The following is a 13,062-nucleotide window of genomic DNA, read 5'->3' as shown; positions in this document are numbered from 1 at the left end:
AGGTGCGCACCCAGATCGGTCAATTGGGGGGCCTTTCAAAGGAATTCCGCTCCCCCCCTCGCCGCGCGCCGAAAAGTTGTCGCCCCACCAATGAAAAAAAGCGCTCGGAGCCGCGCCGCGAGCGATCGCGCTCCCCGAAGTTCTCAAAGAAGATGCTGCTCTTTTGTGTGCGACTTTCCGACGGGTATTATTTTCCAACTCCGAATTCACAGTTTGTCGGGCGAAAGGACGCCGAGCGGCAGCTCGAACGCTGCAGTGCGATCTGCGGCGGGGCTGAGATGGACCTCTTCATACTGGAAAACCGGCGCAAGGAAACTGCGGACATGGTCTCGACCAAGGACGGCAGGTCCTATAGCGAGATGCCATCGGCATATCGCTATCGTGAGGAAAGCAGTTTCCTTCGATGCAATTTCCAACAATACAAGATCCGCGTCGCAGCGGCACGTGACAGAAGGGGCCGCCTATCAGACGAAGCCGTCGTCATCAAATCTGCTTCGCTCGATAGACCGATCGCCCAGGCGTCACTCTCGGAAGCCGACTATGACCAGAACAGGAGAAACGTCCGCGTCATTCTTCCCTATACCCTTGCGGACGGGCCTGGCATTCAACTTCAGTCCATCTCGACAAATGCCGATAAGCCGAACCAAGACGAGTAGTTCAATACGCACTGCATGAACGGAAAAGCAGGTAATACGGCTTATTTGCGATCAAGAACGGTCGCACCCAGCTCTTTCGGCCGAGAGGTACGGACGAAGGGGAAGCTTCTTCCCGGCATGCAGCCGGAACCCCCGAGAGTTTGCAGAACCAGCTGACTTGGAAGGCATTGTGAAGAGGCGAGCTGCCACAACAAATGGCCAGAGCAAGGCCTGAACAGAAGGTGGATATTGGCGCAAGGGAAACCCTACTGAAAACACCTATCCCAATTCACGTGGTTTTCGCCGTGCATATATCGCCGAAACCAACATATATAGCCCGTCCAGAGCCAATACCAAGACAGGACGCGGAAATGCATTCAATGATTGAAAAGTGAAAGTCTTGAAAATGGCAGCACGGAAGAAGAGTGCAAATTCGATTGACGCTCATATAGGGCGACGCATCCGCAATCAGCGCTTGTGGCAAGGGATGACACAAGGAGATCTGGGCGACGCAATTGGCGTGACCTTTCAACAAGTTCAAAAATATGAGAAGGGAAGCAACCGCGTCGGGGCGAGCCGTCTCGACCAAATCGCCAAGGCACTGAGTGTGGAGCCGTGGTTCTTTTTCGACGAAATCGACGCGCAGAAAGGGCCTGAGCCACACTCAGAAAATGAGATACTGGATTTTCTGGCGTCCATCGACGGCATATCGCTCAATCGATCATTTGTATTGATCAAGAACAGCGATATCAGGCAAAAGGTTGTGGACTTGGTTGAATTGCTCGCCGAGAAGGAGCACCCAGGCCTCATATGCGCTAACTTAAGGGCTAGACGGCCTGAATCTGTCTGTGATTCATAAGGTAGATGCGAACAACTGATTCCATCGATCCCGATTGGTCCAGGCTGCTGTTGAAGCTGGAGCGTGTCATTGATCTCGGCGCGACCGCGCGTACTTCGGGTGCGCTTGTGCGGCGACGTGGTGTTGGTGACGCCGCGACCTTGCTGCGGCTGGCATTGGCTTACGGGCCCGGCGGCATGAGCTTGCGTTCAGCCGCCGCCTGGGCTGGTCTGAATGATGTGGCGGCGATTTCCGACGTTGCTCTTTTGAAGCGATTGCGCGGATTGGCCGACTGGCTGGGAGACATCGCCGGAGCGCTGCTGCGGAATGTTTCTAACACGGTCGGTTCTATAGGCACACGCCGGCTGCGTATTGTTGATGGCAGTTCCATCTCGCGGCCCGGCAGCGACGGCACGGACTTCAGGCTTCACGCGACATACGAACCGGCACGTGCCCGCTTCACGCATCTGGAATTCACGGACGTTCACGGTGGCGAAAGCTTTTCACGCGTACCCATCAATCCGGGCGACATCGTTCTTGGCGATCGCGCCTATGCTCGCGCTCCGGCGCTCCAAAAAGTCGTGTCCGCCGGGGCGGACTTCATCGTGCGTATGGCCTGGTCCAATGTCAGGCTCACGTCGCTCGATGGCCGGTTGATTGACTGGAATACAATTTATAGCACGATGATGCCCGGTGACGTTTGCGAACAAGAGGTGCGGGTCGAATATTCCGGCCCCGGCTGCAAACACCGCGGCAAACCGCTGTTTCATGCCCGGCTCATTGTCCGGCGGAAAGACGAGGAAGCGACGGCTCGCGCAGAAAAGGCCGCCCGCCGCCGACATCAAAAACGCGCAGATGGCAAAGCAATGCATCCATTGACGGTTGCTACGTCAAGGTTTCTGCTTCTGCTGACGTCGATATCGGCCGGCGAGATGACCGCCAAGGATGTTCTCGATACCTATCGGCTGCGCTGGCAGGTAGAGATTGCCTTCAAACGCTTAAAGAGCGGCTTGGGCATCCACAAACTGCCAGCCAGGGACGAGCGTCTCGCACGAAGCTGGCTCATGGCGCATCTAATCGTAGCGCTGTTGATCGACGAGGCCGTCACCGACGCTGTCGACTCTCCCCCCTGTGAAGACGACATCTCAGGCGCTCAGGTCATTGTCGTTGTCGAGGTTGCATAGCCTCCTGAAGCATACGATCCTCTCTGCAATATTGACAGTGCGGACGGCAAAGAAAATCACCAAGCGATTTTCCACCGTCATGCGCCATATCTGCGATCCCCCGCGACGTCGCGAAAGCCAGGCAAACGCCGCCAGAAGGCATCAGAAGACCTTAAGTTAGCGCATATGCACCCAGGCCTTTCCATGTGACGCGCTTCTCTTAAGAGCACATCGCCATTTGGAGTTCGGCGAGCGCGCATTGGTTTTGCGGCGCAGGAAGCGCCCTCCTACCAAAACCTATGAACAAGATTCAAAAGGGATGAGCACAGACCATGATCGGCGGTCCCTATCGCGTGGCTCGATGGACACGAACCTGCGCCGCTGATCATCGGCCTGTCCCTTGGCGCGATAGCGGATTGCCTCCTTTTCGGAACGGCCTGAGTTTTCGTAATTAGACGCAAACCAGGCGACCGTGGCGCCATACCGCTGCGGTGGCGTCCGCCACCATGGAACTCGGCGTGCCATCCGGCTTTGCTCTTATTGAGCATGCAATGTGACTGCCCTATCAGCAAGCCCAAGACAATCCCGCTTCCGACCGCGCCTCATCGAACACAAAAACGCAGAAACGCTTCCAGAAGAGATTATCGGACGGTGTGCAAGTCGACAGCTGGTTGCTGTGCTTCGCCCAGGCAATTTTGCAGGCCGGCCCGACACCAAAGGATCATGCAAGAAAAAAATGGCCGGTGTCCCTGAGGGGATGCACCGGCCAAGGGTCCGATCTTTTCTAGTAGCTCTGCACAGAGGTTATGATTCTTTGGCCGTTGGTTTTGGGTAGGCTTTGGCCAGCTTGACGCGGGCCTTCTCGGTAGAGAACATCCATTTGATGCGGGCACCACTGGCGTTGCGTCGGCGTTCCCAGGCTGCAACCTCGTCGACGAGGCGGTCGCGGCTTTCGATGCGGCGGTTGAGGCATTGGCCGCGCAGGACGCCGATTTCGATCTCGACCATGTTAAGCCAGCTGGCGTGCTTGGGCGTGTAGTGGAATTCCAGCCTTCTGAGGCTTCGGCGCGCCTCGTCGGCCGGCAGGGCCTGGTAGAGCGCAGCGGGTGTGTGGGTCGACAGATTGTCGAGCACCACGCGGATGCAGGCGGCCTCGGGATAATGGACATCGACGAGATCGCGCATGCAGTGGGCGAAGTCCTCGGCCGTACGCCGTTCGGTGACTTTCACCTTGCGCCAGGATCGGTGCGCGTCGAGGAAGACGAACAGGTTGGCAGTGCCATTGCGTTTGTACTCGCAGTCGTAGCGTTGCGGCCTTCCGGGTTCGGCCGGGATCGGCTGGCGCACCTCGCCGATGAGCTGGGTCGGGCTTTCGTCGAAGCACACCACCGGCCGCTGCGGGTCGGACGCTTCGGCATAGAGGTCGAGCACATCCTCCATGCGCGCGACATACTCGGCATCGATCTTGGGAATGCACCACATGTCCTTGCGCCATGGCTTGACATCATTCTCGGCCAGGCGCCGGCGCACCGTCTCGCGCGACAGCTGTTCGTGCTCGGTCAGCTTGACGAACGCGTCGGCCAGCAGCTCCAGCGTCCAGCGGGCGCAGCCCGGCGGCGGGCTGGAGCAGGCGGTGGCCACCAGCAGGGCTTCCTCCTTGCCGGTCAGCTTGCGTTGCGCGCCCGGGCGCGGCTCCTCGCCAAGCGCCGCCTCCAGGCCCATCTCCACGAAGCGACGCTTGGTGCGGTAGACTGTGGAACCGCCGACCGCCACCGTTGCGGCGATGGTCTCGTCGCTGAGCCCCGCCTCGGCGGCGAGCAGGATCTGCGCCCGCTTGAGCTTGCGCGCCGGGTGCTTGCCGCCGCGCAGCATGCTCAAGAGTTCGTCGCGTTCGGGTTGGTCGAGGTCGACACGATGGCGTACATTCATCCGGAAAGCCTCCTTCAATTGCGGAGGTTCCGGATGAATCGAAAAATGAATCAATTACTTGACGGGCAGCCGGCAGCGCCACCCCACTTCACCGAAAAGCAGGGCCAGTACCTCGCCTTCATCTGGGCCTATAGCCAAATCAACGAACGGCCGCCGGCCGAGCGTGACCTGCAACGCTATTTCGGCGTCACCCCACCATCCGTCCACCAAATGGTGCTCTCCCTCGAGCGGGCCGGATTAATCCGAAGGAAACCCGGCGTCGCCCGCAGCATCGAACTGCTCGTCAGCAACAACTGCCTACCCACGCTGCAACCCAACCAACTCGTCAAATCCTCTGTGCAGAGGTACTAGGAGGAACACGACCGAGGTACAGGCACTATTACTTATCGGCAAAGAAGCTTGTTGCTTCGAGATGGCCTCAATATTTGGCGTCCTCCATGGGGCCGCGCCTTATTGCACCATTAGCCGCTTTGTGTGGTAGCTGGTCGAAGCGGCCCCATTTTCATGTCGGGTCCGGCCACGCGATGTCGTCGAGGCATCCCCATGGTTTGATATCTCAACTTTTGAACGGAGCTCGTGACGAAGAACAAAGAACAAAGAACAAAGAACAAAGAACAAAGAACAAAGAACAGGCTGAACCGCCAATCAATCAGAAGCAAGCGGGACTGTGCATCAAACGTCGCAATGTTCTTATTGGCGCGGCCTCGGCTTTTGCGATATCAGCCATGGTGGCAGGCGGGATGGCTAAACCGGTCTTGGCCCAGCCGCAGAAGCGGCCGAACATACTCGTTATTTGGGGCGACGACGTTGGGCTTTGGAACATCAGCGCCTACAATCAGGGCATGATGGGTTACAAGACACCCAACATCGACAGCATCGCGAAAGACGGCGCGCTCTTCACGGACTACTACGGCCAGCAGAGCTGCACCGCGGGTCGAGCAGCCTTCATAACCGGCCAGACCCCTTTTCGCACCGGTCTTTTAAAAGTTGGCTTGCCGGGAGCCAAGGAGGGCCTGCAAGCCAGCGACCCGACCCTTGCGGATCTGCTCCGGGCTCAGGGCTATATGACCGGTCAGTTCGGCAAGAACCATCTGGGCGACCGTGACGAGCACCTGCCGACCGCCCACGGTTTCGATGAGTTCTTCGGCTCTCTCTATCATCTGAACGCGGAAGACGAAGCAGAGTATCCCGACTACTTCAAAGACCCCGAAATGCAGAAGAGGTATGGAACGCGGGGCGTCATCCATTCCTGGGCAGCCGAGGATGGCACCCAGAAAATCGAGAATACGGGGCCGCTCACGAAGAAGCGCATGGAGACGATCGACGACGAGGTCACCGAAAAAGCGCTGGATTTCATGGAGCGGGCGAAGGATGCGGACAAGCCATTCTTCATGTGGTGGAATTCCACCCGCATGCATATCTGGACGCGACTGAAGAAAGAGAGTGAAGGAAAGACTGGCCTCGGCATCTACCCGGACGGCATGGTCGAGCACGACGGCCATGTAGGCCAAGTTCTCGACAAGCTCAAGGAACTGGGTTTGGACGAGAACACCATCGTCATGTACTCGACTGACAACGGCGCTGAAAAGTTCACATGGCCCGATGGCGGACAGTCGCCTTTCCGCGGCGAGAAGAACACGAATTGGGAGGGTGGCTACCGTGTTCCCACGCTGGTGCGGTGGCCAGGCGTCATCAAACCGGGCACCATCCTCAACGACGTTGTGTCCCACGAAGACTGGATACCGACGTTGATGGCGGCGATCGGCGAGCCCGATATCGCCGACAAACTTAAAGTCGGACTTGAGGTCGGCGGCAAGACCTTCAAGGTTCACCTCGACGGCTACAACCAGATGGACTACTTCGCCGGAAAGGGACCTGACCCTCGCCACGAGTTCTTCTACTTCAATGACGACGGGTCCCTGGTCGCATTGCGCTTCGATCAATGGAAGCTCGTATTTGCCGAGCAACGCGGGGAAGGGTTCGACGTCTGGCAGGAGCCTTTCGTGCCGCTGCGTGTGCCCAAGCTGTTCAATCTTCGTTCCGATCCTTTTGAAACGGCCGACCATGAAGGCATGGACTACGAGCGCTGGCGTGTCGAACACCTCTTCCTGCTGGTCCCGGCACAGCAATATGTTGGCAAGTTCCTCTCCACCTTCCAGGAATTTCCTCCGAGGCAGAAGCCTGGGAGTTTCTCGATCGACCAGGTCGTAGAGAGCTTGGCGAGCGGTACGGGAGCCGGCTCCAACTAAGCCAGACGTATTTGCGCCTGGGTAATCCGGCCGATGCCGAGAAGCATGCCTCCACGAAAGGTGGAGGCATGCCAATTCTCAGCCAGAATCGGGAAGGACAAAACGATAGCGGTCGGCAAAATCGCTAACGTGTCGACCGCTCATAAGATGGGAATGTGGTATCTGGCAACTGCTCGCCATGTCGGACCGCACAGACAAAGCGGCCGCCGATGCGCACCTGCGTTTAACTCGAGCGACATGTTGCAGTTAAGGCGGGCAACGACATCATCGTGAGAGAAGATGCAGGCGTGATCAAAGTGCTGCTCGACATTTCCGTCGGGACGTTGATAGCGCTCACGCCACCTTGCAGCCGCGCAGGCACCTGCAAAGGCAAATACATCGGCCTCCCAGTTGTCCCGCAAGACCGGCGACTGGCAAGCTTTCAGCCTGATCGCTAGCAGACGCTTACGAACGGGGCTCCGACTGAGCCACGCATCAATCGTCGCCGGCTGTCAAAGGTAAAACGATAGTCTCAAAAAGATGACAGCCTTATTTCTTCCCGAGCGTTGATCAGGCCTTGAAACCACCCCAGAACGTCTAAATGGTCCGTGACTGCCAATCTCGGTTATCACCTTGCCGCTGCCGCGCCTGATCTTCAGGAAAGTTGCGGTCATTCCAAGATAAGTCGCCCGCTCGGATGGGCGGCACTCTAATGCCTTCCACGGTCTATCTCGGCACTTTTGGATTAGGCTAAAGAACCGGACATACGCAGGCTACAGACCCTCAGTACGTCCGCCGCGTATCGTTTTCGACCGCCCGAAGAAGTTCGCACCTATTGGTTCCATGACGAAGTCCAAATGCATGATCGAAGGCATGCAAATCCAGTTTGCAAGGCCTCATTCTCGTAAGAATTACTATTTTGTATTGTTGTATTTTATCTATTGATGTTGACCTGCGTCACGTAGGCGCAGTTCGGCGTGACAGAGTAAGGCACGTATATCAACACGAATATTGCTTGGAATCGGAGCGCGCCTGCACGACTGCAATCATCTGCAAACAGGAGCGACTATGACCACAATCTCGTCCAGCTATCCCAGCACTACACTACCGCCCCAGGTTCAGGGCGGGATCCAGGGCGACATCTCGAAAACCGGGCCCGTTTCTGCACGCACTCCAATTGCCGGAACCAAGACGGGCATGAGAGCAGCGCCGCAAGCGCCTCTCGAACAAGCCGAAATGGTAAATCCGTTCGATGCCTCGCAACGAGCGATGCTTAAGGGCTCCAACATTCAAGTGGGGGCTCAGCTGAGCATTCGCGACCGTAATGGTATGCGCAACATTCAAGATGGTGACGACGGCAGCGACGACGGTGTATTCAATTTTGATTTTGTCCCAGACGAAAATGCCACCGTAGAGTTGTCAGTCGACAACAATCAGGCGCCGGACTTTTCATTCAAGCTCGCTTCAGGAGCGGTATCGGATGTGTCCGCTGGCAAGCGCGATGCATTTTCGCGTCCTCCGGCGATAAACCTTGGCGATAATGAAGGCGGCGGTGACCTGAGCCTGTCGGCCAACCTATCGCAAGAACAGATTGATCACTACCGCATCGTCACCGGCAACAATCTGGTGGGAAATGTTGGCGCCGGCCCTGGGGATCCAGCAGGAGATCGCTTCGCAGAACGCCTCATATCCGGCCGAGTTTCTGCAGATGAAGCCCAAGGCCTGTTCGACCGCGTCGAAGGGCATCGTCAGGATGCCATCGCCAAAGTCAGCAGCAAGCTCACGGATGTGATCAATGACTTGCGGGACATGCCAGAAAACGGTTTTTCCGCAACCGCATCTGGGGTCGATCCCTCCAGCGTGCAAAGACAAAACAGCGACACCCTCAAGCAGCTCGTCGCTGCCGGCCAGGCGCTGCAACAGAAGTTCGGCGACTATCATAAAGCGATGCAAGAGGCCTACAACAAGGGCGTCGATCCAGCTCGCCTCATCGATATCGTTACCGAAGGGCGCGGCCAAACCGGAATAACCGATCTCGAAAACCAAATAAGCGCCGCAACCGACGACTTCTACAAGTCAGCTGCAGACCTCATCGAAAAAAACGATCAGGCACTCAACAAGACCATTGATGCGCGCGACACCAAGGCAACACTTGACATCCTTCAGTCGGTTCTCGGGGTCGTCTCAGATATCGGTGGGCTAGCCATTGGTACTGTGACGGCTCTGCGTGGTTTGGGCAGGCTCGTTGACGCAAAGGTTGCGGAAAAGGCCACTGGCCATGTGGTGGACGTCGCACGCAAGGACTTTGATAGCACCATGCGAGCTGCCGCGCACAACGCAACGCGTGCAGGTGGAGGTCGCTGGCATCTTCAGGCCGCCGATCGCGCAAAGCAAAAAGACGCCGCAACGCGGCTCGAACAGGCCGGCAAAATGCACGAGGAAGCGCAGGACAAACTGCGGGACTCCTGGCGTGACACGGCTCAACAATCGGCTGGCGTAGGGATGGGGATCAACGGTACCGTCAGCGATGCCAAGTTTATAGCGCAGCGGCATGAAGGTGGGCGCCATGGCGTGAGGTCAGGAGCGGTCGACACTCAGAAACCGGCGGCATTGCTCGAAACGCAAGGTGAACTTTCCGCCCTACATAAGGGGACAGGCTACAAGGCTTTCAACGAGAAGGCAGCCGGCATGCTGACGCGCGAGATTGCCTACGATCCGAAGAGCGGAGAAAACAGCAATGCGTTCTCGTCCTATTCCGAATATGAAGATAGCCGCGAGGATTTTGCAACCGTCCCAGTCCCTCTGCAGCACCAGCGTAAACTCGAACAAAACATGAAGGAAGCTGCGAAGTTAAACGACAGCGCTGAGCTCGGCGAGCGCTACTTCGTCATCGACGAGCGCTTTTCACGCGGTCACTTGAGACAAGTTGCCTTTCACACGCGCATCGTCAAGGTCTCGAACTGGCCGCTGGGCGCGGCGCCTTTGCGCATTGGCAACAACCCCGACGTGTTTGAGAAGCTGACATATCAAACCCGCTCCAGACCTGCCGGGGGCTTCAACGATCGGCTCTATTTCCGAGCTCTTTCGGGCGAGTCCAGATCGCGCGTTTCCCGTGAACATGACCGCTATATCCCTGCGCAATTCGACCCATCGCGTTACTCAGCCGATTATGAATGATGTCAGTTGTCAAGGTGCTATGCTCGACCATAGGCGTATTGCGCGCCAAGGCATGAAGCAGGCGCAAGGCGTCCGCTTCCAAGTGACTTTTCAACCCGGGTGAAGCGATAATGTCCCATCGCTTCACCCTCAGGAATTCCGGGGCTTTTATGGGGCTCGCTTGTCTGGACACATCCCTTGGCCAAATTTGACGGTTGAGCTTAATGGCGTGAGGTTGCAAACCGTTGCCAGCGCGCAGAGGCAATGCGATCGCTCCAAGTTCTGCCGCAAGCGCTCGATGACCGCCCCAGCGCCGGGTCGCACGACGGGTTGTCGTTCCTCGTGGCTCCTGGCCTCGCCTCGTACCGGAGGGCTCGACGAGCGTGCCATTGCGCGAAAGTTGGTGCTGGCCATCGACAGCGCGCCGGTCCGCCGCAAGCCATCAGATGTGGAGCAGCGCACGACTGGCCGGTCGCTATTGAACAATTTGAACATCCACGGCAATCCTCAAGCAGTTCAAGCAAAGCAATTACGGAGCCCTTCGTTGCCGCCCGATTGGCAAACAATCTCGCTGGACTGGCAGGGTAGCAAGCCTCCCTATTTGCATATAACGCCAGGCAAAGCACACCGTATGCGTCAAGAGGAACCAGGGGAGAGGTTTGATTCGCATGTTGATCCATGTCGACAAGCTAATGCTGGCGCGCGTTTGCCGAATTCCGATGTCACAGCGTTTTAGATTCGAGCTGCGTCGATCTATGAGATCGTGCGCCTGAGCGCGCAATTGCGGCGCTGGTAAAGGTAGCTGATACGCTCGCGTATTTTGGTCAGCCGGGTATCGTACGTAGTTGGATGCGCAACATGCTGGGGCCACACGACAAGGTAAGGGCATTTCTTGCGGAATTTGTTGGGACCTTTGCCTTGATCGTCACGGGATGCGGAAGTGCGGTTCTGAGCGCTGCCGGGCGTGACGCTTTCGCGGGCCTTCTACAAACATCCCTGACTTTTGGCCTTGCGATGATGGCAATAGTCTACGCCTTCGGTCCCATATCTGGCGGGCATTTCAATCCTGCCGTAACCCTTGGTCATGTCATTGCGGGTCGATTCGATTGCAAGCTCCTTCCAGCTTACTGGACGGCACAATGCGCTGGTGCGACATCGGGAAGCTTCGTGCTCTACATCATAGCGTCGGGTCAGGATGCTTTCGTCGCCGGCGCATTCGCTTCCAACGGCTATGATTTGGGATCTCCAGGTGGGTTTGACTGGGTAGCGGTTGCCGTTTGTGAGATTGTTTTGACCGCGCTCTTTCTATCGGTCAGCATCGCAGCGGCAGTCACGCAAGCGCCGGCCAGCAGCTCCGCTTTGGTCCTGGGCTTCAGCTACACCTTACTCCACCTCGTCTCGATCCCGGTGAGCAACGCATCCTTCAATCCGGCCAGATCGACTGCAACGGCATTCTTTGCCGATAGCGCGCTCCCCTTGACGCAATTATGGCTGTTCTGGTGCGCGCCGCTCCTTGGAGCGACACTTGGCGGGCTCGTTTGGGATATCCTGCTTCGCCCAAAACAGCCAGAAAGCAACTCGACCGCTTCCGGGGTTCCCTGACAGAAGCATCAGCGGAGGCGCCACACTCAACCGCAACCCGTAAAATAAGAAGCCGGACGGACGCTGGAATTTGCAACTCCTCGAGATCGCCACCCGAGGTGCAAGCGACAGACAAACTCACGAACGTTCGCAAGCGGGATCGGCAATTGGCGACGCTCTGTTCAGCACAGAATGCATGTTCCAATGAACAAACTGCGAGAGCAGCCACATAGTAATAATAAAAAATGAGCGCCATGGCGATTTTTCGCCATATCCAGAATCACGATTTAATATTATTCGCCACTTTATACACGCGACCCACCGGATCTTATTTGCGTATAATCTAATCGTGACGACAACCATCTACAAACGGGACGACAGTGAATCGAAACTCACTTTCTGAACGCTTGCAAGAACTGGGGACATGAGAGCAGAACATGCAAAGACATGAAAGCCTGAAACGTTTGTCGTTGGGCACGATCCGCTGCGTACAGGAGGTTTTGATACACAGGAGTGTGTCTATTGCGGCCGAACATTTGGGGATTAGCCAGCCGGCCGTTTCACAGCAAATCGCCCGATTTGAAAAACTGTCTGGAATTGCCATCATGTCGCGCAATGGCAATACCCTCACAGTCCGTTCCGACACGGTCGCAAGCCTTATTGCTACAATTGTCGAGGCGGAGAACACGCTGCGCGGGATCGCCCGTGGAGAGAAGAGATCGAAGCCGCGGCTTGGAATCTGTGATTGTCTCGCCGCCCATTACTGCCGCACGCCTGACGGTTATCTCGAGCTTGGACGGGAGTTCGAAATTCATGTCGGCCGGCCGGCGGCGCTGGCAGAAATGTTTACGCGCGGCGAGCTCGATGCTGCAGCGCGCCCGCTGTTTCACTATGAGAGCGCACCGGATCTCGTGATCGACTTGCCCCTGGTCTTCGTGGGCTGCGGTCCCTGGACCAACACGGGCAAGGGCGATGAACCGATCCCTGTTGTCCTTGAAACCAATCAATCGCCTTACACCTATTATGCAAAGCGACTGCTTGATGAAGCTGGCATTGCCCACAACATCATCGCCCGGGTTGACGATTATCTTGTCCGCTCGCATTTTGTTGCCAAGGGCGACGTATGCACGCCAATTCCAAAGTACCTGGTGAAGTCACTACCGTGCCAAGCCACCCCCGCGCCAAACCTGCCGAGCACCGCCTTGTTTCGCTTCGGTCTATTTCACAATCGAAAGTCAATTTCCTTCAAGGTCGCAAGCGTACTGTTCGACAAGCTCGGGCGACGGATCGGCATCTAGAGGCACTCCATAAAAACGATACTCAGCCAATTGACGATCACGATGGCATGAACGGAGGCCGCAAACTTCAGTTGCTGGCTTCCGGAATCTCTACGGCTCCTTAAACTCCCGATCCTTCTTGACCCACAAGACAATCGGCATTGAATGCATAGCTCCGAACAGCCGATAGACTATACCAATCCGACAGACAGCGATATCAAGAGATAAGCGTCGCGACCTCCATCGCCGACCTTG

General features: G+C 56.9%; 9 protein-coding genes. 8 read left to right on the top strand and 1 reads right to left on the bottom strand.

Annotated elements, in window-relative coordinates; all coding sequences use genetic code 11:
* Positions 1–2: 2 nt before the first annotated feature.
* The 3 genes from OVA00_RS10670 (at position 3) to OVA00_RS10660 (ending at position 2,657) form a co-directional block, all read left to right on the top strand.
* Positions 3–656, top strand: a complete 654-nt coding sequence (locus OVA00_RS10670; RefSeq protein ID WP_268088815.1) for a DUF2865 domain-containing protein — start codon at positions 3–5, stop codon at positions 654–656.
* Positions 657–1,026: 370 nt separating this feature from the next.
* On the top strand, positions 1,027–1,494 hold the full coding sequence (locus tag OVA00_RS10665) for a helix-turn-helix domain-containing protein (protein ID WP_268088814.1): 468 nt from the start codon (positions 1,027–1,029) through the stop codon (positions 1,492–1,494).
* A 5-nt stretch (positions 1,495–1,499) separates the two neighbouring features.
* Complete coding sequence (locus OVA00_RS10660) at positions 1,500–2,657, top strand: transposase (protein WP_268088813.1); 1,158 nt, start codon at positions 1,500–1,502, stop codon at positions 2,655–2,657.
* Positions 2,658–3,440: 783 nt separating this feature from the next.
* On the opposite strand, the gene OVA00_RS10655 is transcribed toward OVA00_RS10660, so the two are convergent.
* The gene (locus OVA00_RS10655; protein ID WP_268088812.1) at positions 3,441–4,565 is read right to left on the bottom strand and encodes an IS630 family transposase; all 1,125 of its coding nucleotides are present in this window, start codon (positions 4,563–4,565) and stop codon (positions 3,441–3,443) included.
* Positions 4,566–4,610: 45 nt separating this feature from the next.
* Between OVA00_RS10655 and OVA00_RS10650 the strand changes: the two genes are divergently transcribed.
* From OVA00_RS10650 to OVA00_RS10630, 5 genes are all read left to right on the top strand, one after another.
* A complete protein-coding gene (locus OVA00_RS10650) occupies positions 4,611–4,916 on the top strand; it encodes a LexA family protein (protein WP_268088749.1) in 306 nt (101 codons plus the stop codon).
* Between the two features lie 86 nt (positions 4,917–5,002).
* A complete protein-coding gene (locus OVA00_RS10645; protein WP_268088811.1) occupies positions 5,003–6,814 on the top strand; it encodes an arylsulfatase in 1,812 nt (603 codons plus the stop codon).
* Positions 6,815–7,861: 1,047 nt separating this feature from the next.
* Entirely contained in the window at positions 7,862–9,970 is a 2,109-nt protein-coding gene (locus tag OVA00_RS10640) for a hypothetical protein (protein ID WP_268088810.1), read from the top strand.
* Positions 9,971–10,798: 828 nt separating this feature from the next.
* Positions 10,799–11,551, top strand: coding sequence for an aquaporin (locus OVA00_RS10635; protein ID WP_268088809.1), 753 nt, complete (start codon positions 10,799–10,801; stop codon positions 11,549–11,551).
* 416 nt (positions 11,552–11,967) lie between these two features.
* Entirely contained in the window at positions 11,968–12,828 is an 861-nt protein-coding gene (locus tag OVA00_RS10630; RefSeq protein WP_268088808.1) for a LysR family transcriptional regulator, read from the top strand.
* The last annotated feature ends 234 nt before the right edge of the window (positions 12,829–13,062 follow it).

Origin of the sequence: Ensifer sp. SL37, from assembly GCF_026672675.1 — a bacterium.
GTDB lineage: Bacteria > Pseudomonadota > Alphaproteobacteria > Rhizobiales > Rhizobiaceae > Ensifer > Ensifer adhaerens.
The sequence above is the reverse complement of the archived record's forward strand: the minus strand, read 5'-3'. Positions and strand labels throughout refer to the sequence as shown.

What these genes read in the sequence shown, in the direction of transcription:
- OVA00_RS10650 (WP_268088749.1), top strand. Translation starts at nt 4,611, where the DNA reads ATGAATCAATTACTTGACGGGCAGCCGGCAGCGCCACCCCACTTCACC.
- OVA00_RS10660 (WP_268088813.1), top strand. Translation starts at nt 1,500, where the DNA reads ATGCGAACAACTGATTCCATCGATCCCGATTGGTCCAGGCTGCTGTTG.
- OVA00_RS10645 (WP_268088811.1), top strand. Translation starts at nt 5,003, where the DNA reads ATGGGGCCGCGCCTTATTGCACCATTAGCCGCTTTGTGTGGTAGCTGG.
- OVA00_RS10640 (WP_268088810.1), top strand. Translation starts at nt 7,862, where the DNA reads ATGACCACAATCTCGTCCAGCTATCCCAGCACTACACTACCGCCCCAG.
- OVA00_RS10630 (WP_268088808.1), top strand. Translation starts at nt 11,968, where the DNA reads ATGCAAAGACATGAAAGCCTGAAACGTTTGTCGTTGGGCACGATCCGC.
- OVA00_RS10635 (WP_268088809.1), top strand. Translation starts at nt 10,799, where the DNA reads ATGCGCAACATGCTGGGGCCACACGACAAGGTAAGGGCATTTCTTGCG.
- OVA00_RS10655 (WP_268088812.1), bottom strand. Translation starts at nt 4,565, where the DNA reads ATGAATGTACGCCATCGTGTCGACCTCGACCAACCCGAACGCGACGAA.